This is a genomic window from Janthinobacterium amylolyticum (assembly GCF_051380655.1).
Classification (GTDB): Bacteria; Pseudomonadota; Gammaproteobacteria; order Burkholderiales; family Burkholderiaceae_D; genus Janthinobacterium.
The window spans coordinates 1-21,690 of record NZ_JBNYXL010000020.1 but is presented as its reverse complement, the minus strand read 5'-3'; the positions used below and the strand labels follow the sequence as shown (position 1 = coordinate 21,690).

At 63.7% G+C, this 21,690-nt stretch carries 16 protein-coding genes and 1 pseudogene; 15 read left to right on the top strand and 2 right to left on the bottom strand.

Features of this window, described 5'->3' with window-relative positions:
• From ACQ4WR_RS27880 to ACQ4WR_RS27820, 13 genes and pseudogenes are all read left to right on the top strand, one after another.
• A pseudogene (locus ACQ4WR_RS27880) lies at positions 1 to 122 on the top strand (IS481 family transposase); the annotation flags it as partial.
• A gap of 357 nt (positions 123 to 479) precedes the next feature.
• Positions 480 to 3,989 carry an SdrD B-like domain-containing protein gene (locus tag ACQ4WR_RS27875; protein ID WP_436491321.1) on the top strand — a complete coding sequence of 1,170 codons (3,510 nt, stop codon included), beginning with the start codon at positions 480 to 482 and terminating at the stop codon, positions 3,987 to 3,989.
• Between the two features lie 111 nt (positions 3,990 to 4,100).
• On the top strand, positions 4,101 to 4,763 hold the full coding sequence (locus ACQ4WR_RS27870; RefSeq protein WP_436491319.1) for a PEP-CTERM sorting domain-containing protein: 663 nt from the start codon (positions 4,101 to 4,103) through the stop codon (positions 4,761 to 4,763).
• A gap of 82 nt (positions 4,764 to 4,845) precedes the next feature.
• Positions 4,846 to 6,999, top strand: coding sequence for a type I secretion system permease/ATPase (locus ACQ4WR_RS27865; protein ID WP_436491318.1), 2,154 nt, complete (start codon positions 4,846 to 4,848; stop codon positions 6,997 to 6,999).
• Positions 6,996 to 8,318 (top strand): HlyD family type I secretion periplasmic adaptor subunit, encoded by a 1,323-nt coding sequence (locus ACQ4WR_RS27860; RefSeq protein WP_436491316.1) that lies wholly within the window; start codon positions 6,996 to 6,998, stop codon positions 8,316 to 8,318. Before ACQ4WR_RS27865 ends, ACQ4WR_RS27860 begins: the two co-directional genes overlap by 4 nt.
• A complete protein-coding gene (locus ACQ4WR_RS27855) occupies positions 8,318 to 9,610 on the top strand; it encodes a TolC family protein (protein WP_436491314.1) in 1,293 nt (430 codons plus the stop codon). Before ACQ4WR_RS27860 ends, ACQ4WR_RS27855 begins: the two co-directional genes overlap by 1 nt.
• A gap of 105 nt (positions 9,611 to 9,715) precedes the next feature.
• A complete protein-coding gene (locus tag ACQ4WR_RS27850) occupies positions 9,716 to 10,993 on the top strand; it encodes a lipoprotein-releasing ABC transporter permease subunit (RefSeq protein WP_436491313.1) in 1,278 nt (425 codons plus the stop codon).
• Between the two features lie 117 nt (positions 10,994 to 11,110).
• Positions 11,111 to 12,370, top strand: a complete 1,260-nt coding sequence (locus tag ACQ4WR_RS27845; protein WP_436491311.1) for a lipoprotein-releasing ABC transporter permease subunit — start codon at positions 11,111 to 11,113, stop codon at positions 12,368 to 12,370.
• A gap of 16 nt (positions 12,371 to 12,386) precedes the next feature.
• Positions 12,387 to 13,112 (top strand): lipoprotein-releasing ABC transporter ATP-binding protein LolD, encoded by a 726-nt coding sequence (gene lolD / locus ACQ4WR_RS27840; protein WP_436491309.1) that lies wholly within the window; start codon positions 12,387 to 12,389, stop codon positions 13,110 to 13,112.
• Positions 13,113 to 13,134: 22 nt separating this feature from the next.
• Complete coding sequence (locus tag ACQ4WR_RS27835) at positions 13,135 to 13,932, top strand: TatD family hydrolase (RefSeq protein WP_436491323.1); 798 nt, start codon at positions 13,135 to 13,137, stop codon at positions 13,930 to 13,932.
• Between the two features lie 7 nt (positions 13,933 to 13,939).
• Positions 13,940 to 15,169, top strand: coding sequence for a PQQ-dependent sugar dehydrogenase (locus ACQ4WR_RS27830; RefSeq protein WP_436491307.1), 1,230 nt, complete (start codon positions 13,940 to 13,942; stop codon positions 15,167 to 15,169).
• Positions 15,170 to 15,580: 411 nt separating this feature from the next.
• Positions 15,581 to 15,970, top strand: a complete 390-nt coding sequence (locus ACQ4WR_RS27825; protein ID WP_436491306.1) for a Rap1a/Tai family immunity protein — start codon at positions 15,581 to 15,583, stop codon at positions 15,968 to 15,970.
• Position 15,971: 1 nt separating this feature from the next.
• Positions 15,972 to 16,445, top strand: coding sequence for a T6SS effector amidase Tae4 family protein (locus ACQ4WR_RS27820; protein WP_436491304.1), 474 nt, complete (start codon positions 15,972 to 15,974; stop codon positions 16,443 to 16,445).
• A gap of 91 nt (positions 16,446 to 16,536) precedes the next feature.
• Here ACQ4WR_RS27820 and ACQ4WR_RS27815 read toward each other — a convergent pair whose 3' ends face one another.
• A complete protein-coding gene (locus ACQ4WR_RS27815) occupies positions 16,537 to 18,525 on the bottom strand; it encodes a helicase-related protein (RefSeq protein ID WP_102298040.1) in 1,989 nt (662 codons plus the stop codon).
• A 232-nt stretch (positions 18,526 to 18,757) separates the two neighbouring features.
• Between ACQ4WR_RS27815 and ACQ4WR_RS27810 the strand changes: the two genes are divergently transcribed.
• Together ACQ4WR_RS27810 and ACQ4WR_RS27805 are read left to right on the top strand one after the other, a co-directional pair.
• On the top strand, positions 18,758 to 19,021 hold the full coding sequence (locus tag ACQ4WR_RS27810; protein ID WP_180979555.1) for a hypothetical protein: 264 nt from the start codon (positions 18,758 to 18,760) through the stop codon (positions 19,019 to 19,021).
• A gap of 240 nt (positions 19,022 to 19,261) precedes the next feature.
• Entirely contained in the window at positions 19,262 to 20,032 is a 771-nt protein-coding gene (locus tag ACQ4WR_RS27805) for a ComEC/Rec2 family competence protein (RefSeq protein WP_436491302.1), read from the top strand.
• A 723-nt stretch (positions 20,033 to 20,755) separates the two neighbouring features.
• Here ACQ4WR_RS27805 and ACQ4WR_RS27800 read toward each other — a convergent pair.
• Positions 20,756 to 21,163 carry a hypothetical protein gene (locus tag ACQ4WR_RS27800; RefSeq protein WP_436491300.1) on the bottom strand — a complete coding sequence of 136 codons (408 nt, stop codon included), beginning with the start codon at positions 21,161 to 21,163 and terminating at the stop codon, positions 20,756 to 20,758.
• Positions 21,164 to 21,690 lie beyond the last annotated feature (527 nt).

Sequence of the window (21,690 nt, the reverse complement as noted above, 5' to 3'; positions counted from 1 at the left end):
ACATGCTCAAAGAATGGAACCATCACTACAACTGGCACCGGCCGCATCAGGGCATTGCTGGCAAAGCCCCAATGTCACGGCTCAGATCCGGCCAGAATAACCTCTTGCAACTTCACAACTAGGCGGCATGCAATTTCGACGGCAAGGCGGCTTTAGATCCACTGTCAAGAATGCATTAAAATTATAAAAATTTTATTGATATTGATGGAAATCAATTTGCTTTTGCAAATATCGACGATATAATTGCGCTAACTTAAATATCAGAAAGACAATCACCCCCTGCTGTGTGGTTGCGTCGTTTGGCTCCTGTGTCCCTAGAAACTGTATACAAGATGCTGCCGGCTTCATTTTTTTAACAAGTCTCCTCTTGGAAGCCCACCCATGTATACATTCGCCGCTTTGCACGGCCAGGCTGATTGCGCCCTGGCCTCATTCGTCTCCATCGTTGCCGCCGCCGTTGCGCACCGTCAGGAGGCCGCATGACTACTTTTAATCTGTCGACCACGGTCCACGTTTGCGAAGACACCAGCAAGAATTTCGACATCCGCGACTTGCTGATACAAGCCGGCTACACGGCGCAAGGCGAGCTGAACATCAAGGCCTTCAATGTCATGTTGCCGGATGACACGGAGTCCAGCAGCAATACGCCGCTGTTCGGCCTGCTCGACAGCGACACCGTGTATGTGCGTCCCGGCGACTGGGCCGCCAACTACAACGGCAGCTTTTCCACCATCCAGGTGACGATCGACAAGGGCAATGGGGATATCGTCCAGCTGGTCCTGCAAGTCATCATCGACCCCGTCAATGACGCGCCCGATGCGGCCGACAAGACCTTCACCCTGGTCGACGGCGCCAGCGTGGTGCTGAGCGAAAGCGATTTCGGCTTCCACGATGATGTCGAACACGACGGTTTCAAATCCATCGTCATCACGAATACCACCACGGCAGGCCAGGTCTTGCTGAACGGCGTAGCCGTTGCGGTCGGTACAGAGGTTTCCATCGATGACCTCCGCGCCGGCCACCTGGTCTTCGTGCCCAGCCAGACGGTCGCCGGCGACTTCGACCTCGGCTTCAAGGTGCGCGACGACGGCGGCACGGAAGGCTGCAATGCGCAGGACCTGAGCCTGGCGCCCCATTACCTGACCTTCAAGGTGCCGATGGCGCACCTGGGCGATTTCGTCTGGGAAGACAAGAATGCCAACGGCGTGCAGGATGCGGGCGAGGCGGGCATTGCCAATGTCGTCGTGCAACTGAAAGATACGGCCGGCAATGTGGTCGCCACCACCACCACGGATGCCGGCGGCGGCTACCATTTCGACGTCAATCCGGGCACGTATTCCGTGACCGTGGTGGCGCCGGCCGGCTTCGTGCCGACGACAGCGAACCAGGGCGGCGACACGGTCAAGGACAGCAATATCGATGCCGGCGGCAAGATGGCGCCCGTCACCCTGGCGCCGGGCGAGACCAACCTGACCCTGGACGCGGGCCTGTACCGCACGGCCGAGCTGGGCGACCGGGTCTGGTTCGATACGAACAAGAATGGCGTGCAGGATGCCGGTGAAGCGGGCGCCGCAGGCGTGAAAGTGACCTTGCTCGATGCGTCGGGCAACGCCGTCGGCAGTCCGCTGCTGACGGATGCGAATGGCAATTACCTGTTTGCCAACCTGAAACCGGGCGCCTACAGCGTGCAGTTCGACAAGACCACCTTGCCAGCCGGCTACGCCTTCACGGGCCAGGACCGGGGCGGCGACGACTTGCGCGATTCGGACGCGAATGCCGATGGCCGCACGGCGCAAGTGCTGCTGGCCTCGGGCGACAGCAACCACAGCGTGGACGCTGGCATCATCGCCCTGCCTGCCAGCCTGGGCGACCGCGTCTGGCATGACAGCAATGCCAATGGCATCCAGGATGCGGGCGAGTCCGGCATCGGCGGCGTCACCGTGCAGCTGAAAAACGCGGCAGGCAGCGTCATCGGCTCGACCGTCACGGATGCCACCGGCTATTACAACTTCAATGTCGATCCGGGCACGTACTCGATCGCCGTCGTCGCACCGGCCGGCTACCTGACCACCGTCAAGGATGCGGGCGGCAACGATGCGCTCGACAGCGACATCAATACGCTGGGCAACAGCGGCCAGGTAACGGTCGCTGCCGGCCAGAACTACAGGGACCTGGATGCCGGCCTGTACAAGACGGCGGCCATCGGCGACCGCGTGTGGTGCGATACCAACGGCAATGGCACGCAGGATGCGGGGGAAGCGGGCGTGGGCGGCGTGAAAGTCAACCTGTATAACAACAACGGCGCCGTCGTCGCCAGCGCCACCACGGATGCCAACGGGAATTACCTGTTCAGCAACCTGGTGCCGGGCAACTACTACCTGGGCTTCGTGCCGCCGGCCGGCTACGGCTTCACCAAGGCAGATATCGGCGGCTACGCCACCGATTCGGACGTCAATCCGGCTACCGGCTTGACCACTACCTGGGCTACCTTGAAGTCGGGCGAAACCCAGCTGGACTGGGATGCAGGCCTGGTGAAACTCAACACGGCCTCCATCGGCGACCGCGTGTGGGAAGACAAGAACTACAACGGCGTGCAGGATGCGGGTGAACTGGGCGTGGCTGGCGTGAAAGTCAACTTGCTCAATGCATACAACCAGGTCATCGCCACGACGACAACGAATGCCAATGGCAACTACCTGTTCAGCGAACTGGCGGCCGGCGGCTACAGGGTGGAAGTCATCCGTCCATCGGGCTTTTACTACACCAAGGCCAATCTGGGCGTTGACACGGCCGATTCCGACGTCGATGTCAGCACGGGGCGTTCGGCACTGATCAACCTGGCCGCCGGGCAGAACGACATGAGCTGGGACGCGGGCATTTACCGCAAGGCCAGCCTGGGCGACAAGGTCTGGCGCGACGCCGACCATGACGGCGTGCAGGATTACAACGAGGCGGGCATCGCCAACATCAAGGTGCAGCTGTACTCGGGCAGCGGCGTGCTGCTGGCCACCACCTACACGAACACCAACGGCAACTACCTGTTCAGCAACCTCGACCCGGGCAGCTATTCGCTCAAGTTCGACAAGTCGGGCGTGTATCACGCCGGCTACGCCATGGACACGTGGCGCTGGGGCGCGAAGAACGTGGGCACGAACGACAACATCGATTCTGACGTCAACAGCAATGGCACGACGGGCAACGTGGTCTATACGGACATATTGAAACTGGCGTCGGGCCAGAACGACATGAGCTGGGATGCGGCCATCACGCCCATCGTCATCGACTTGAACGGTGACGGCGTGCATACGATCGCCCGCGCCGATTTCCACGGCAGTTTCGACTTGCTGGGCACGGGCAACGCCATCCAGACGGGCTGGGTCTCGGCCCAGGACGGCCTGCTGGCCATCGACAGCAATGGCAATGGCAAGATCGACAACATCTCGGAACTGTTCGGCGGCAACGAGAAGGGCACGGGCTTTGCCAAGCTGTCCAGCTATGACTCGAACGGCGACGGCGTGGTCGATGCGCACGATGACAAGTTCGCCGAACTGCGCATCTGGCGCGATGCCAACAGCAACGGCGTGACGGACGATGGCGAATTGATGTCGCTGCACGACGCCGGCGTGGCCAGCCTGACGGTCAGCTACACGGAACTGCCTTTCCTCGACGCCAACAGCAATCTGCACCTGGAACGCAGCAGCGCCACCCTGGCTGACGGCAAGTCGGTCGACATGACGGACGTGTATTTCAACGTCGACGCCAAGGATGCGGCGGCCGCCGGCGTTTCACTGCCCAGCATGGCCGACCTGCTGCGCGACGACAGCACGCTCGACGTGGTGCTGGGCCAGGATGGCTCGGTGACCACGGTGGGTGCCGCACCGGCCGCCGTCGCTCCGGCAGCGCAGGCCCAGGCCCACTGCGACATGGCCGACGTGCTGCGCCGCGCCATGGCCCACGCGAATACCCAGCCCCAGGAAATGGCTGCCTGATGTCCACCGCCAGGCCATAGCCATGCCTGGCATCCATGCCGGCGCCCTTGCACGGGGCGCCGGCGCATTTCGATACTGACAATTATTTAGGGAAACACAATGAAAAAATCCATGCACCTGATCGTCCGCGGCACCCTGGCGGCGGCCGCCTTTGCCCTGGCCAGCGGCAGTGTCCTGGCAGCCGAGTCCAAACTCACCGTCGAAGATTTCTTTGGCGTGCCCCTGTTCACGGCAAGCGGCGGCGCCTTTGGCAGCGGCAACGCCATCACGCCTTCCGTCTGGCAAGTCAGCTACGAAAGCAACAGCTTCCTGGCCTTTTGCCTGGATCCGTACGTGCCCCTGAACAGCGGCGCGAACAGCTACAGCAGCGGCACGTTTGCCGCCAGCGATTCCATCAAGCGCCTGTATGAAGGCTATTACAGCGCGTCGGTGGCGAATGCGTCGAGCAATGCGAATGGCGCGGCCGCCTTCCAGCTGGCCCTGTGGGAGTTGAATAACGACAACACCAACCTGTTGACGGGCGACCTGCGCTTCAAGAGCCTGAGCAATGCCGTCGTCAGCGAAGCGAACACCATGCTGGGCGTGGCGACGGGCAATGGCGCCATCCAGAACCTGTACAACTACACCAGCCTGACCAGCGTCAACCCCGCTTCGCAAACCATGCTCAGCGTGTCGCCGGTGCCGGAAGCGCAAACCTGGGCCATGCTGGCTGCGGGCCTGGGTTTGCTGGGCTTCATGGCGCGCCGCCGCAAGGGCGCTTCCGCGCTGAATTAATCGTCGCTCATCGCGCAAGCGATAGCGTTCCCGCTGCGGCGCGCCCGACCGGTGCGTCGCAGCGTTTTATTGTGAATCCATCATGGCCCCACCCCCCGATACCTCCAGTGCCTCTGCCGGCATCTCCACCCATGCCATCGCCGACGCCATTGTCTTCCTGGCGCGCTTTTTCGGCGTGGCCGTGCAGGCCGAGCGCCTGCGCGCCAGCGTGGCCGCGCAAGCCGGCCCGGCCGATCCCGCTTTCCTCGACCAGGCGCTGGCGCACGCCACCCTGGCCGGCACCGCATTGCCGGCGGGCCAGCCGCGCCGCGCCACGGAAATGCCGGCTTTGCTGATCAATGGCGCGGGCCAGGCGCTGGTGGTGCTGGCCATCGCCGATGGCAGATATGAATGTCATGTGCCCGGCATCGCAGGCAGTTCCTGGCTGGACGCCGCCGCGCTGGTGCGGGAAGTGCCCGATGCGCGCTGGGTGGCCGTGCGCCCCGTGATGTTCTTTGACCAGCGCAGCCTGCTCTACAGCATGCCGGTTGCGGGGCGCTGGTTCTGGGATGTCTTCAACCGCAACCGCTGGATCTTTCGCTGGGCCTTGCTGGGCACCCTGGTGCTGAACCTCATCGGCGCGCTGGTGCCGTTTTACGCGATGGCCGTGTACGACCGCGTGATCCCGAACAATGCCACCGCCAGCCTGTGGGTGCTGACCATTGCCGTGGTGGTGCTGACGGGCTTCGAACTGGCCCTGCGTCTGCTGCGCGGCGAACTGGTGGAAACGGCGTCGCGCCGCATGGACGTGGCGCTGTCGTCGAATATCTTCGCCCAGTGTTTGCGCCTGCGCGCAGCCAGCCGGCCCGCTTCAGGCGGGACCCTGGCCAATACCGTGCGCGATTTCGAATCCGTGCGCGAATTCTTCGCCTCGACCACCCTGACGACCCTGGGCGACCTGCCATTTTTGCTGCTCTTCCTGCTGGTGATCGCCCTGGTGGGCGGCTGGCTGGTGCTGGTGCCGCTGGCCGCCATGCCGATCTTGCTGCTGGTCGCCTTTGCCTCGCGCGCGGCCCTGGCGCGCCACGTGGCGGCCTCGATGCAGGAAAGCGCGCAGCGCACGGCGCACCTGTTTGAAACCATGAATGGCCTCGACACCATCAAGGCGCTGGGCGCCGAGGCGTGGAGCCGGCGCAAGTGGGAAAGCCTGACGGTGGCCATCGCCGCCAACAGCGTCGAAACGCGCGAAATCGTCAGCCGGGTCAATTACATCAACACGGCCGTGCTGGCGCTGTCCGGCGTGGCCGTGGTGGCCACGGGCGCCTTGCTGATGGGCGAACACCTGCTGACCCTGGGCCAGATCATCGCCGTGAGCATGCTGACGGGGCGCGCGCTGGCGCCCGTGAGCCAGATCGCGGGCCTGATCATGCGCTGGGAGCAGACCAAGTTGTCCTACCACGCCCTCAATAAAATCATGGAGTCGCCCACCGACGACGATGCGGCCAGTCTGCAGGCGCCGCCGCTGTCCGGGCGCATCGAGTTCCGCGACGTGGGCTTTGCCTACCCGAATTCGCCGCCGCTGCTCGATAAACTCAACCTGCGGATCCGTCCCGGCGAGCGGGTCGGCGTGATCGGCAAGCTCGGTTCCGGCAAGAGTACCTTGCTGCGCTTGCTGCTGAACCAGTACGGCCCGCAAAGCGGCAGCGTGCTGTTCGACGACCTGGCGAGCACCCAGCTCGAACCCTTGAGCCTGCGCCGCCAGATCGGCTACGTGCCGCAGGACGTGACCCTGTTCCACGGCACCCTGCGCGAAAACATTGAACTGGGCCGCAGCCAGCCCGACGACGCCAGCCTGCTCGACGCCATCCGCATGTCCTGTCTCGACGACATCATCACCCAGCTGCCCAATGGCGTGGCAATGGAGGTGGGCGAGCGGGGCGAACGCCTGTCCGGCGGCCAGCGCCAGGCCGTGGCCATGGCCCGCGCCTTGCTGGCGAAGCCGCCGATGCTGCTGCTTGATGAACCAAGCAGCATGTTCGACCCCGCCACCGAGCAGCGCCTGATCGCCCGGCTGCGCACTTTGAAAGACACGACCATCGTGCTGGTCACGCACCGCATGGCCATGCTGGCGCTGGTGGACCGGCTGATCGTCTTCGACAAGGGACGCATCGTGGCCGACGGCCCGCGCGATGAGGTCATGCGCGTGCTCAATAGCCAGGCGGCCAAGCCTGCGGTGGAACAGGGAGCGGCGGCATGAGCGCGCTGCATGCCCCGAATGCCCGCCCGCTGCCGGCGGCCCACCCGGATCCGGAAAGGGCGCCGCAGCGCATTATCATCCGCATGCTGGCCCTGATTGCCGTATTGCTGGTGCTGGTGCTGGCCTGGGCCACCTTCGCCCAGCTTGACGTGTCCGTGAATGGCCGTGGCGCCATCACGCCGCCGTCGCATTTGCAGGAAGTGCAAAGCCTGGAAGGGGGCATCGTGCGCGAAATGCTGGTGAAACCGGGCCAGCGCGTGCGCCGCGGCGACTTGCTGCTGCGCCTGGACACAGCCCAATATGACGCCAACCTGGGCGCCAGCGTGCAGAACCGCCTGGCCGCGCTGGCGGGCAGGGCGCGCCTCGACGCGCTGCTGTCCGGTGGCACACCGCAATTTGCGCCCGAGTGGCAGCAAGAGGCGCCGCAGCTGATCGCCAAGGAAACGCAGTTGTGGCGCGATGGCCAGCGCGAATTCGCTTCCGCCACGGCGGCCGCGCGCGAAGGCGTGACGCGCCGGCGCGGCGAGCTGGCCGAAGCGCACAGCCGCATCGCGCAGCTGGACGCTGGCTTGAAGATCGCCCTGGAAAGCCTGTCGATCGAGGAGCGTTTATTCAAGGAGGGCGCCGGCTCGCGCGGCGACTACCTGAACGCCCAGCAGCGCGTGCAGCAGCAGCGCACGGAACTCGACGGCCTGCGCGCCTCCGTGCCGCGCCTGGCGGCCACCCTGGCCGAAGCGCAGGCGCAGGCGGGCGAAGTGGAAGCGCGCATGCGCGGCCAGTGGGGCGCCCAGCGCAGCGAATACGAAACCAAGGCGGGTGCCCTGGCCAGCACCGTGAAAGGCCAGCAGGACCAGGTGAGCCGGCGCGATATCACGGCGCCCGTCGATGGCGTCGTCAACCGCGTGCTGCTGGCCACCGTCGGCGGCGTGGCGCAGCCGGGCAAGCCTATCCTGGAAATCGTCCCCGCCGACGCCGAAATGCTCATTTCCGTGCGCGTAAAACCGTCGGACATCGGCTTCATCCACGTGGGCCAGCGCGCTTCGGCGAATGTGCTGGCGTATGACGCCACCACTTATGGCCGCCTGCAGGCGCAGGTGGTGCGCGTGGGCGCCGACGCGATTCCCGACGAACGCAACGAGCCGTATTTCGAGGTGCAGCTGAGCACCGACCGCAGCCAGCTGACGGCGCATGGCAAGGTGCTGCCCGTCACGCCCGGCATGCCCGTCGACGTGGGCATCCTGACGGGGCGCCGCTCGGTACTGCAATATGTGTTCAAGCCCGTGCTGCGCGGCTTGCAGTCGTCCCTGCAGGAGCGGTGATGCGTATTTTGTTGATTTGCATGGTTTTCGCCTGTGCCAACGCGGTGGCCCAACCGGCAGCGCCGGCCACTTTCCAGGCGCAGTCCACGCGCGGCTTGCCCGCCTTGCTGGCGCGCGCCGTGCCACGCGATCCGCAAGTGATCGCCGTGCAGGCGGCGCTGGCCACCACCGAGGCGCGCTACAGGCAGGCCAGGTCTCGCCTGTTTCCGACGGCGGGGCTGCAGGCGACGCGGGGACGCAGCAATGACCTCGACGGCGCGCTGGACGTGGAGCGGCGCACGCACCAGGTCGAGGCGAGCGTGCGCTGGAATGTCTATAACGGCGGCGCCGACCGCGCCGAACTCGATGCAGCCGAGCGCGAGAGGGCGGGCGCCGCCTTCGACGTGGAACGGGCCCGCGCGGAAAGCGCGGAAAAGCTGGCCGAGGCATATTTCGACATGCAGCGCCTGGAACGCAGCCTGCTGCAGTCGCAGGAGCGCCTGCGCGACGTGACGCAGCTGGTGAGGCAGGTCACGCGCCAGACGGAACTGGGCAAGTCGTCGGAAGTGGACCGCGAACTGGCGCAAAGCTCGCAGCTGGACGCGGAACTGGTGCAGGACGGCTTGCTGACGGACCGCCTGGCGGCGCAGATCAAGCTCGAAGCGCTGGCCTTCGAGCCGGTGGCGCAGCTTGCCGATTTCGCCTTTGCGCCGCTGCCGGCGCAAGCCCTGGCAAACGCCGACACGCAGCAGGCGCAGTTGCGCGCCGTGCGCGAACGGGCAGCGGCGGCCCGGCTGCGCGTGCGCAGCGTGGCGGCCATCCTGGCCCCGAAAATTGACCTGAATGTCAGCCACCTGCTGAATAACAAGACGACGCCGCCGCCTTCGACGATCCAGCAGCGGGGCTGGTCGGTGGGCGTCTCGTGGGAATTTCCCCTTGGCGGCGGCAGCCTGGCGCAGCGCGACGAGAGCATCAGCCGCGCCCAGGCGGCAGAGGCGGACGTGGGGCGTGCCGAGCAGGGCACGCGCGCCGACCTGGCCAGCACGCTGCCGCGCATCGCCAACGCGCAGCGCACCCTTGCCTTGCTTGAAGAGCAGGAAAGGAAGATGGCCTTCGTCGTGCGCGGCGGCGCCATCCAGTATGAGGCAGGGCGGCGCAACCTGCAGCAGATCATCCAGACGCGCGACACGTATTTCACGATACAGCAGCGGCGCATCGACCAGCAGCACCGTCTGACCCTGGCGCAAATGCGGCACTATGCGCTGGCGGGCCAGCTGCTGGCCGCGTTTGGCCTGGCGCAGGAGGAAAAATAGGGCAGGCGTGCGCGGTTTCACACATGGATCACGCAGAGTTGATGCATGAAATGCCCATTGTGTGGCACACTGCGCGCTCGCATATCATCGTTGTCGCGGGAGCGCATGGGCATCATCAAACAATTTCCTTTTGAGTGGCAGGTCGGCGTGCGCTATACGCGCGCCGGGAAACGCAGCGGGCGCAATAGCTTCATTTCCTTCATTTCCCTCATTTCCGTGGCCGGCATCGGCCTGGGCGTGGCCGCCCTGATCGTCGTCCTCTCCGTCATGAACGGCTTCCAGAAGGAAGTCACTGACCGTTTGATGTCGGTGCTGGCCCACGTCGAGGTGTTCGACACCAGCGGCTCGATGCCGAACTGGCAGGCGCAGGAGCGCGCCGCCTACGCCAACCCGCAGGTCAAGGCCGTGTCGCCGTTCGTGGAAACCCAGGGCATGCTGCTCAACGACGAAACCATGCGTCCATCCGTCGTGCGCGGCGTGCTGCCGCAGCAGGAAGCCACCGTGTCGAGCGTGGCAAGCCAGATGAAGCAGGGCAGTTTCAGCGCGCTGACCCCCGGTTCCTACCATATCGTGCTGGGCATCGACCTGGCCAAGGCGCTGGATGTGAAAGTCGGGCAGAACGTGACCCTGATGCTGGAACGCGAGCCGAAGGCGGGCGATCCGGCCAATGGCATCGTCATGCCGCGCATGCGCGCGCTCAAGGTGGCCGGCATCTTCGAAGCGGGCCACAATGAACTCGATGGCAGCCTGGCCTTCGTCAATATGCAGGACGCCGAGCAGCTGCTGCAGCTCGATGGCCCGTCCGGCCTGCGTCTGCGCCTGCACGACATGAACAAGGCGCCGCAAGTGTCGCGCGAACTGAAGGCATCGATGCCGGGCCAGCTGTGGATGCGCGACTGGTCGCGCGCCAGTGCCAGCTGGTATGCGCTGGTGCAAAGCCAGAAGAACATGATGTTCATCATTCTCAGCATGATCATCGCCGTGGCCGCGTTCAACCTGGTCTCGACCCTGGTGATGTCCGTCACGGACAAACAGGCCGACATCGCCATTTTGCGCACCCTGGGTGCTTCGCCGTTCTCCATCATGAAGATTTTCATGATCCAGGGCGCGCTGGTAGGCTTGCTGGGCAGTGCGCTGGGCGTGATCGGCGGCACGCTGCTGGCGCTGAACGTCGGCGTCATCGTGCCCTTCATTGAAGGCATCTTCGGCCTGCACTTCATTTCCAAGGAAATCTACCAGATCAGCGCCGTGCCGTCGGACGTGCACTGGCTGGACGTGGCGCAGATCGGCCTGATCTCCTTTGGCCTGGCGCTGGTGGCGACCATCTACCCGAGCTGGCGCGCCGCGCGTGTCAAACCGGCCGAGGCGCTGCGGTATGAATAAGATAATTAGCCCTGAGGCAGAAACTGGGGTCGGATCCTCAGGGTCCGACCCCGGTACTTCGCCATTGGGTCGGCACAGCGGCATGTCGCTTACACAAGAATCAATCACTTCACAAGCATGTTAAAAAATCTTCCTTTCGAATGGCTGGTCGGGCTGCGCTACACGCGGGCCGGCAAGCGCAGTGGCCGTAACAGTTTTATTTCTTTTATTTCGCTCATTTCCATGGCCGGTATCGGCCTGGGCGTGGCCGCGCTGATCGTCGTGCTGTCCGTGATGAACGGCTTCCAGAAGGAAGTGACGGACCGCATGCTGTCCGTGCTGGCCCACGTGGAGGTGTTCGACAACAGCGGCAGCATGCCCGACTGGCGCGCCGAAGCGGCGCAGGCCTTCAAGAATCCTGCCGTGAAAGGCGCCGCGCCGTTTGTGGAAACGCAGGGCATGCTGCTGCGCGACGACGCGCTGCGCCCCGCCATCGTGCGCGGCGTGCTGCCCGAGGAAGAGCCGAATGTGTCCGACGTGGCCGGCCAGACGCGCATGGGCAGCTTCAAGGCGCTGCAGCCGGGCACCTTCAATATCGTGCTGGGCATCGAGCTGGCGCGCGCCTTGCGCGTCAACCTGGGCGAAAAAGTCACCTTGATGCTGGCGCAGGGCCAGGTCACGCCAGCGGGCGTGCTGCCGCGCATGCGCAGCTTTACCGTCAGCGGCATCTTCCAGGCCGGCCACAATGAATTCGACGCGGGCCTGGCCTTCATCAATATCGAAGACGGCCAGCGCCTGCTGCGCATCGATGGCCCTTCCGGCCTGCGTTTGCGCCTGGCTGACATGAACCAGGCGCCGCAAGTGGCGGCGGAACTGAAAAAAACCTTGCCGGGCGACCTGTGGCTGCGCGACTGGTCCAAGCTGAACGCCAACTGGTTCGCCGCCGTGCAGACGGAAAAGCGCATGATGTTCATCATCCTGACCCTGATCATCGCCGTCGCCGCGTTCAACCTGGTTTCCACCCTGGTGATGACGGTCACGGACAAGCAGGCCGATATCGCAATTTTGCGCACCCTGGGCGCCTCGCCTGGCTCCATCATGAAGATTTTCATGATCCAGGGCGCGCTGGTGGGCATCCTGGGCACCATCCTGGGCGTGGGCGGCGGCGTGCTGGTGGCCATGAACATCGACGTCATCGTGCCCTTCATCGAGCACCTGCTGGGCGTGCAGTTCCTCTCCAAGGACATTTATTTCATCAGCACCGTGCCGTCCGACCTGCGCTGGCCCGACGTCACCAAGATCGGCGTGCTGGCCGTGATCCTCGCCTTTCTGGCGACCCTGTACCCAAGCTGGTGGGCCGCGCGCGTGAAACCCGCGGAAGCCCTGCGCTATGAATAATCCACTGAATACGACCATGACCGATCTGAACAAACCCGCCGTCAACGGCGCCTCCGCTGATTCCGCCGTCCTTTCCTGCCGTGGCCTGGGCAAGACTTTCACGCAGGGCAGCTACAAGGTGCAGGTGCTGGCCGGCATCGATATTGACATCCACCGCGGCGAGCGCGTCGCCATCGTCGGCGCTTCCGGCTCGGGCAAATCGACCCTGCTGCATCTGCTGGGCGGCCTCGATACGCCCACCAGCGGCAAGGTGAGCTTGCTGGGCAAGGATTTCGCCACCCTCAGTGAAAAGGCGCGCGGCGACCTGCGCAACGCTTCGCTGGGTTTCGTCTACCAGTTCCACCACCTGCTGCCCGAGTTCTCCGCGCTGGACAACGTCGCCATGCCGTTGATGATACGCCGCATGAAGCGCGCGCCGGCCACTGACCTGGCGCAGCAGATCCTCACGCGCGTGAACCTGGCCAAGCGCGTGTCGCACACGCCGGGCGAACTGTCGGGCGGCGAGCGCCAGCGCGTGGCCCTGGCCCGCGCCCTCGTCACGCAGCCGGCCTGCGTGCTGGCCGATGAACCGACGGGCAACCTCGATCACGCCACGGCCGAACAGATTTTCGACCTGATGCTGGAACTGTCGCGCACCCTGGGCACGGCCTTCGTCATTGTCACGCACGATATCGAACTGGCCAAGCGCTGCGACCGCGTGCTGCGCCTGACGGATGAAGGGCTGCAGCCTTATCAATACTGAGCAATACTAAGGAGCCGCCATGCTGTGGATCGATACGCATTGTCACCTCGACGCGCATGAATTCGGCAGCGAATCGCTGCAGGTGGCGGCGCGCGCCGGCGCGCAGGGCGTGGGCATGATCGTCATCCCCGCCGTCGAACGGGCCAGTTTCACTATCGTGCGCGATCTGGCGGCAGCGGCGCCCAACGCCTGCTATGCGCTGGGCATCCACCCGATCTACGTGCCGCAGGCAACGGAAGACGATTTATTGGCGCTGCGCGAGGCCGTGGCGCTGGCCATGGCCGACCCGCGCTTTGTCGCCATCGGCGAGATCGGCCTCGATTTCTTCATTCCCATGCTGTGCGAACCGGCCATGCGCGCCAAGCAGGAGCATTTTTTGCGCGAGCAGCTGAAGATGGCGCGCGACTTCGACCTGCCCGTGCTGACGCACGTGCGCCGCTCGCAGGATATCGTCCTCAAGCACGCGCGCCAGATCCGCCCGAACGGCGGCATCGCGCATGCTTTTAATGGCAGCTTCCAGCAGGCACAGGGCTATATCGAACTGGGTTTCAAGCTGGGTTTTGGCGGCGCCATGACGTTTACGCGCGCCTTGCAAATACGCCGCATGGCCAGCGACCTGCCTTTGGCCGCCATCGTGCTCGAGACGGATGCGCCCGATATTTCTCCCGCCTGGATACACCCTGGCCGCAACAGCCCCGAAGAATTGCCGCGCATCGGCGCCGTGCTGGCCGACTTGCGCGGCCTGGCACTGGCCGATGTGGCGGCCGCCACCAGCGCCAACGCGCGCGCCGTGCTGCCCCGCTTACCTTTGATGGAATGAGACCACGATGAACAACAAGATGATCACCGGCGCGCTGGCCGCCTGCCTGTCCGGCGCGTTTGCTCCCGCCATGGCGACGCAAAGCGCCCAGTGCGACGGCATGCCGCGCCTCGACGTTGCCACGCCGCCCGGCTTTTGCGTGGCCGTGCTGGCCGATGGCCTGAAGTTCCCGCGTGGCGTGCTGCCGCTGACGAATGGCGACATCCTCGTCACGGACATGGCTGGCTGGGCGCCGAAACAGGGCAAATTATGGCTGTTGCAGCGCAAGGCGGCCGGCACCGGCTATGAGCGCAAGCTGCTGCTCGACAAGCTCGATCGCCCGAATGGCATCGTGCAGGGGCCGGACGGCATGGTCTATGTGGGCGAAGTGGGGCGCATCTTCCGCTTCGACTTGCGCGACCCTGCCCGCGCCACCACCGACATCATCGGCGGCACGGCCAAGACGCCGCCCTTGCCAGGACTGGGCCTGCACTTGCTGACCAACATGCGTTTCAGTCCCAAGGGCGATCTGTATGTGAACGTGGGATCCAGCACCGACCATTGCGAGAGCGATGGCAAGGCCCCGGATCCCGCCAAGCCGTGCGCCTCGGCGGAAGGCCCGGAAGCGCTGGGCGCCATCCGCGAATACAAGATGGCCTGGCCGGCCGGCACGGTGACGAGCTGGCGCACGCACGCGCGCGGCTTGCGCAATTCGATGGCGCTGGCCTTCCATCCTTCGACGGGCCAGTTATGGCAGGCGGAAAACGCGCGCGACGCCATCCAGGCGGCCATGCCGCAGCTCAAAAGCGATGAAAACCTGCCGCACGAAGAACTTAATCTGATCAAGGCCGACCAGCACTACGGCTGGCCGTACTGCTACGACGACAATGTCGCCAGTCCCGAATATCCGAAGACGGCTTGCGCCGCCAAGTACGTGGCGCCGCAGCGCCTGCTGCCCGGCCACGCCGCGCCGCTGGGCATGACCTTCTACACGGCCAGCCGCTTCCCGGAACAGTACAGGAATAGCCTCATCATCGGCTACCACGGCTACCGCGGCAACGGCCACCGCCTGGTGGCGCTGCTGCCCGACAAGGCCGGCGCCCCGCTGGGCAAGTCCGTCGAGCTGATCAGCAACTGGGAGCGCAAGGGCAAGCAGGGGCGCGGCGCCCCCGTCGACGTGAAACTGGGCCAGGATGGCGACATCTACCTGGCCGACGACCATAATGGGCTGGTGCTCAAGCTGCATTTTCAGCAGTAGGCCGGCTCAGGCCAAAAGCCGTAACCCGCCAACACCGGTGGCGCCAACAATGTCGTCGGATTACGCGCCTCCTTCGGACGCGCTAATCCGACCTACCCGACGCACCCAACCCACGCTAGATATCGTTCAGCGTCGTAGGTCGGCTTAGGCCAAAGGCCGTAACCCGACAACACCGTGGCGCCAAAAAAGTCGTCGGATGATGCCTGACCTCGTTCAGTGCCGTAGGTCGGGTTAGGCCAAAGGCCGTAACCCGACAGCCGTTGCACCAACAATATCGTCGGATGACGCGCGCCCTTCGGACGCGCTAATCCGACCTACCCGACGTATCCGACCTACGCTTGACCTCGCTCAGTGCGGGGCTGGCGCATCGTTCTACAATCGGCCAGACCTTCCCACTGACCATGGCTGGCCATGCATGTCGCCTTCCTTCTGATTCTATTGAGCCTGTGCCTGCCGAGCGCGCGCGGGCAGGGTGCCGCCTACCCGCCCGCGCCGCGCCTGAACGCGGAGCAGCTGATTGCCTATTACCAGGAAGGGCCGTCCAGGGGAGACATGGCCGATCCTGCTTTCCTGCTCGGCCAGCGCTACGCCAAAGGCTACCTGGCTGGCGTAGCCGATGCGGCGCAGGGCCGGCTGTGGTGCGATACGGGCCGCCTGAAAACACTGGAAATCGATGCGCACATTGTCGCTGAACTGAAAAAACTGCCGCCGGGAGCGCGCCAGCGCGATGCGTCCACCCTGATCGTTGCCATCCTGGCGGGGCGTTTTCCCTGTACCACTCCACCACCGATGGGAGGCTGACGTGAAACCTGCATTCATCAAGCTGCGTGAAAATTATGCCAGCGTGGCCGCCGTTGACCAGGCTGCCCTGTTCGGCGAAATCGGCTGGGAAGACTTGATCGGCAAGGACAGCTTTGCCAACACCTGCGCCATCCGCGTCAGCCTGGCGCTGATCAAGGCCGGCATCAGGCTGAAAGGGCGCATGGCGATCCGCAAGGGACCGTTCAAGGGCGCGCTGATCGAGCCGGGTCAGGCCAAGCTGGCGCACATGCTGGCCAGCCCGTCGATGTTCGGCCCGCCCGAGAAATTCGCACGCGATGCGGCGATAGACGGCATCGGCCAGCGCAAGGGCCTCGTGGCATTCTTCCGCATCCCGGGCTACCTGGGCGGCGCTGGCGGGCATATCGACATCCTGCTGCCGTCGGCCGGGGTAAAGGTCTGCGGCTCCGAGTGCTACTGGACGTGCGCGGAGGTCTGGTTCTGGGAATTGCGCTAGTACACCTGATCAAACCTGCTGCGCCTTGCGCTTCTTGGCCACAAATCACTGCCGCTCGCTGCGGTTTCATCAGGTGTCGTGAAGATCCAGGCTATTTAAATTTTTTCCCTGAACGCCCGCGCGACGCCGCATTGTGCGCGCGCAGGATGGAATCGACCCGTTCCGACGCATCGCGCGACAGGTTTTGCGCCACGTCGATATCGGGGAAGAACTCGGGCAGGCGGTAGCTGAGCCACGCATACGCCGAATAGTAGCGGCACGTGTCTTCCACCTGCTGCAGATTCTGCGTGCCGCCGCCATACGCGTGCTGGCGCAGCGTGCTCACTTTTCCCTGCGACAGGTTCTTCGACCAGTGCTCCCACGCCGTCTGCAGGGAAGGCACTTTGCTGGAGATCGGCACCAGCGACAGGGTAAATTTATCGGCCACGGACAAGGGCAGGGTATCGAGCCACAGTGCGCGCTCTTTCTGGTCTTCCGTGATGCGCGGGAAGAAGAAACCATCGGGCACGTCGATATTGTGGATGAAGCGGCGCAGCAGTTTTGATAGCGACAGCTCGCCCGTGACGGCGGAAATGCGGTGCAAATGCTCCAGCGAGGGCGCCACGGCAAAGCCGCTGGTATTGAGCGGATGCAGCTTTTCCTTCAGCAGCGCGCGCATCACTTCATGCGTCTCGTTGTCGTAGCCGGCCACCAGACCCTCTTCATGCACGCCGTAGCGGCCCGCGCGTCCGGCGATCTGGCGTGCCAGCGCGGCGGAAATCTCTTCCTCTTCGCGGCCATTGTATTTGACGCTGGTGGTCATGACGATGCGCGCGATCGGCATGTTCAGTCCCATCGCCAGGGCATCGGTGCCGACGACGATATCGGCCGTGCCGTCGCGGAAGCGCTGCGCCTGCGCGCGCCGCACTTCAGGCGACAGGTTGCCGTACACGGTCGCCACCGACAGCCCCGTTTCCGTGATCATGTCGCGCCACATCAGCACTTCGCGGCGCGAAAAGGCGATGACGGCGTCGCCGCGGCGCAGGTTGCGCACCTTGCGCACGGCCGTCGGCTCCATCGACAGCGGCGCCATGCGCTTCAGGACATGCACTTCCAGCGGGCATTCCAGGCGATCGGCCAGCGCCTCGATGGCGCGCCGTGCTTCCGGCGCCCCCACCAGGTACACCGTGTGGGCCGGCGCGCCGCAGACGGCGGCCGTCCACGCGGCGCCCCGGTCCGGGTCGGCCAGCATCTGGATTTCATCGATGACGGCCACTTCGACGACGGTTTTCGTGTCCAGCATTTCCACCGTGCTGGCGATATGCGTGGCGCCATCGACGACGCGGCGCTCCTCGCCCGTGATCAGGCTGACGGCCAGCGGCTTGCCGTGCGGCGCAGCTTCCTGCAGGCGCTCGTAGTTTTCCAGGGCCAGCAGGCGCAGGGGCGCCAGGTAGATGCCGCTTTTTGCCTTGACCAGCGCTTCCATGGCGCGGTGCGTCTTGCCCGAATTGGTAGGGCCCAGCAGGGCGATGAAGCGGCGCGGCAGGCGGCGCGCCATCTCGAACGAGGCCGGATACTCGGCCAGGTTGATGCTCTGGCGCGTGCGCGCCGCATGCTGCTCTTCCTGCTGGCGTTCGATGGCGTGGTTGAAGCGCTGGCGGATGCGGTCAAATACCATGCCGGCAGGCTCGGACGTCTGCATGTCGCCCAGGGTGTGCAGGAAGACCATCGGGTCCGTGTCCACGTCCTCGCTCAGGCCGGCAATATCGGCGACGAAATCCATCACGTGCTGGCGCAGTTCGTCGAAGACGGCCACGCTGGCCCGCTCGCGTATCAGGGCCAGCTTGGTTTCGCGGTCCATCTTGCGCCACTTGGCCGGCCGCGCCAGCACGCCCTGCGCGGGCACCAGCGCATACGGCACCACCAGGTGGCCGGCCTTGACCACGCCGGAAAAGCGCACGAAGACGCGGCCTTCCATCTTCACCAGGCGGACATGTTCGGCCAGTTCCCCCAGTTCCGCGACCAGGGTGGCGTCGTTATTGTCTTCGGTGGCGTCGGAAAAATCGCTGGAAGCGTCGGGAGGAAGTGCGGAGGAAGTCATGTCGTGCCTGGGTGTTGAAGTAAGCGAGGCCGATTATACCGTCGATGGGGGCGGGCGGTGTTCGGCAAACCATTGCCTGGCCGGCCCGCGCGCGCACCAGGCGCAGGCCCCAGCCGCTGCCATGCCGGCGCCGCGTTACGCGCTAAAATTGATCATGTAGCAAGTAAATTTTCCCCGAGGCGCAAAGAACGTTCAACATGGGGTTTTCCATTTGCCCGTCGAATCTTGCCATATGAAAATTATTTTCTCTTTGGAAGCACCTGCCGCCCTATCGTTCAAGAACCTTTACGACACGACGAATTGGGGCCCGATTGAACGCGATGTGGGGTTTTACGCCGATGCGCTACGCGGTTCGTGGGCCTCGGTGTCGGCCCATGATGGCGACAGGCTTGTGGCGTTTGCGCGCGCAATTTCAGATGGGAAACTACATGCATTCATTACAGAAATGATCGTGGATCCGAATACCAGCAGCGCCGCCTCGGAGAACAGCTATTGACGCTGCTTGTTGAACAGTGCCATTTATCGGGTATCAAGGATACCGACCTCTTTTGCGCGACGGGAAAAGCCGGCTTCTATCTGAAAAACGGCTTTGCCAGGCGCCCGGACGATGCGCCAGGCATGCAATACGCCAGGGCGCCGGGCGCTGATATTCCAGGCGCCAGCCCAGCCCCTGTTGCGCTGGATCAGATGAAGGGCCGGAAAGCCGCCTGAGCGCCGGCGCCGGCTCTATAGTCTGATGCCTATCTTCGCACCTGGCGACCATCACGCTTCCATGCGCACCCTGATCCTCGGTTTTGCCGCCGGCGCCGCGTGGCTGCAGACGCAGGCCAGCCTGCCGCCGCATGCGGGCGCGGCGCTGCTGGCTGTTGCCGGGTCAGCGATGGCGGCGGCCCTGCTGCTGCGCCGTCACGCGCACTGGCGCGCCGCTGTTGCGCTCGCTAGTGGCGTGGGACTGGGCTTTTACTGGGCGGCCTGGCTGGCCCAGGCCGCCATGGCGCCGCAACTGGCGCTGGCGGATGAAGGCCAGGACATCACCGTCACGGGCACGGTGGCCAGCCTGCCTTACCGTTTCGAGCAGGGCGTGCGCTTCAATTTTGCCGTGGAAAAGGCCGTGGGTGCAACAGTGCCACCGTTGATCGCCCTGTCCTGGTATGCGGGTTTTCGCGATGAAGTGGCGAACGCCGTGGGCGATGTGCAGCCGGGCGAGCGCTGGCGGCTGACCGTGCGCCTGCAGCGTCCGCACGGCAACGCCAATCCCATGGGCTTTGACTACGAGGCCTGGCTGCTGGAGCAGGGCGTGCGCGCCACCGGCTATGTGCGGCCGCAGCCGCGCGCCGATACGCCGAACGTGCGCCTGGCCGCCTTCGTGCCCGGTTTTGGCAATGTGGTGGAAGCGAGCCGCGCGGCGCTGCGCACGCGCATCGCGCGCAGCCTGGAAGGCCGGCAATACGCTGGCGTGATCGTCGCGCTGGTGGTGGGCGACCAGCGGGCCATTGCCCATGGGTAGTGACATTTAAGTCGGTAACTCGATTCTCCTATGAGCAAGGCATTTTCACGCTTCTCACTTTACATTTAAGTCGGTAAATGGCGATGTCTTGTCATAGCAGTGTTTTACATTTGAGTCGGTAACTGGGCACTCCCGACTTTAAAATCTATTTCAACGCTCGCCTTGTCCCCACGCAGGACTTGCCCACACTTCCTATGGAATACGACCCGTATAGCTTATGGCATAGAGGAAGGACACCGCAGGCGCTATATCTTGTAGCATTCGGTTGATACTTCGGGGGACATGTTCAATTGGCTTAAGAGTCTCGGTAGGGCAAGGGCAGAATCGCATGCTCCTGAGGAGAAAACACTGGCGCTGGCACGTCAGCCGACAACGAAAGATGCTTTTGCAGACGCTGCCTTGTCCACAGATTGGGTTGACGAATATCTCATCAGGGCGATACCTTGACGGAACGGCTTCAACGTTTTGTCTGAATAGGCGACGCAGCGCAACTTGAGCATCACGTTTCAGCAGCAGGAACGGCGCTCGTCAAAGAGCACTTGATTCTGCGAGTAGCCGGCATGCTCGTATTTGTACGCGAAAGATATGGCGACGAGGGTGACTATGCCATGCTCAACGATATTGCCGCGCGGAGGGCAACGCGCTAGAGCTAGAGGGCGCGAACCCGAACGGCACGCTAGGACGGAGTATCGACGTATATCGTAATTTACGGTCTCCGCAGCTTCACACGCTGAGATTCGAGTCCTCATCAGCAACTTTCGTCGCAGTTGACCCTCTGCTTTCTTCGATGCAAAGCAGGATTTTTTCAAGGGCACCATCTTTCATTAAGGCTCGGTGAAGAGCTATGACCATGTCTATCGAGACGGCGCCGTTCGCCACATTTTTCCAAGCAGTTTCCTCGGCAAGTTTTTCCAGTATCAAGTCCAGACGAGCGCGCGATGCTGGACTGGCTAAAAGTGTTCTGCCTCCGCTGGGAAGCTTGAAGATGTGTTCCCATTCCGCATCGGTCAATTTTGTGCTGCCGTTACCATGCCGCGCGACATCGCATCCATGGCCTCGAAACTTCTGCATAACGAACCTTGCTGTAGCGGGAACGCCAATGATAGGCGTCTCTTGGGGAGCGAGGCTCATTAACCGACATCTTGTTACGAAAAAGCTGGTGCCGAGTGGCATACCCGTGACTTCAACGTATGCGGTGGCCTTGGGTAGCGTAATGTCCAAGCGACCTTGCAAGCCAAATCGGTGAATGCTCCCCGCCATTTGGTGCGCTGAAGGGTAGGCCAGCATCCATGAGAGTCGTTGGTCAACAGCCTGTCTAGCGCGTGTATCTACCGGCTGTACTCGGTGAATGGCCAAGCACAATGCGGGAGGTGTGCTGTCAAAATCTAGGTAGCATATTCGCTCAAGCGCCTGAGGGCGAAACATTTCAGCTAGTAAGTGTCGGGATGGGCCGAAGAAGGCGCGCATCAAAGCTAAAGCTGGGACCAAGTAATCCCGACCCTTGATAGTCCACTTGTAGAGACTGTGTTTTGTCCAAAGCTCTGTAGTGGTCAACCCATCCCGGACACTATATTAAGTTTTTCTTCGACGACGGCCGGTGCCAGTCCCTGGTTGAACTGATGCGGCCGTATCCAGTTATACCGGTGCATCAGGTAATG

Excerpts from the sequence above, each read along its gene's own strand:
- ACQ4WR_RS27875 (WP_436491321.1), top strand. The coding sequence starts at position 480 with ATGACTACTTTTAATCTGTCGACCACGGTCCACGTTTGCGAAGACACC.
- ACQ4WR_RS27870 (WP_436491319.1), top strand. The coding sequence starts at position 4,101 with ATGCACCTGATCGTCCGCGGCACCCTGGCGGCGGCCGCCTTTGCCCTG.
- ACQ4WR_RS27865 (WP_436491318.1), top strand. The coding sequence starts at position 4,846 with ATGGCCCCACCCCCCGATACCTCCAGTGCCTCTGCCGGCATCTCCACC.
- ACQ4WR_RS27860 (WP_436491316.1), top strand. The coding sequence starts at position 6,996 with ATGAGCGCGCTGCATGCCCCGAATGCCCGCCCGCTGCCGGCGGCCCAC.
- ACQ4WR_RS27855 (WP_436491314.1), top strand. The coding sequence starts at position 8,318 with ATGCGTATTTTGTTGATTTGCATGGTTTTCGCCTGTGCCAACGCGGTG.
- ACQ4WR_RS27850 (WP_436491313.1), top strand. The coding sequence starts at position 9,716 with ATGGGCATCATCAAACAATTTCCTTTTGAGTGGCAGGTCGGCGTGCGC.
- ACQ4WR_RS27845 (WP_436491311.1), top strand. The coding sequence starts at position 11,111 with ATGTTAAAAAATCTTCCTTTCGAATGGCTGGTCGGGCTGCGCTACACG.
- lolD (WP_436491309.1), top strand. The coding sequence starts at position 12,387 with ATGACCGATCTGAACAAACCCGCCGTCAACGGCGCCTCCGCTGATTCC.
- ACQ4WR_RS27830 (WP_436491307.1), top strand. The coding sequence starts at position 13,940 with ATGAACAACAAGATGATCACCGGCGCGCTGGCCGCCTGCCTGTCCGGC.
- ACQ4WR_RS27825 (WP_436491306.1), top strand. The coding sequence starts at position 15,581 with ATGCATGTCGCCTTCCTTCTGATTCTATTGAGCCTGTGCCTGCCGAGC.
- ACQ4WR_RS27815 (WP_102298040.1), bottom strand. The coding sequence starts at position 18,525 with ATGACTTCCTCCGCACTTCCTCCCGACGCTTCCAGCGATTTTTCCGAC.
- ACQ4WR_RS27810 (WP_180979555.1), top strand. The coding sequence starts at position 18,758 with ATGAAAATTATTTTCTCTTTGGAAGCACCTGCCGCCCTATCGTTCAAG.
- ACQ4WR_RS27805 (WP_436491302.1), top strand. The coding sequence starts at position 19,262 with ATGCCTATCTTCGCACCTGGCGACCATCACGCTTCCATGCGCACCCTG.
- ACQ4WR_RS27800 (WP_436491300.1), bottom strand. The coding sequence starts at position 21,163 with ATGAGCCTCGCTCCCCAAGAGACGCCTATCATTGGCGTTCCCGCTACA.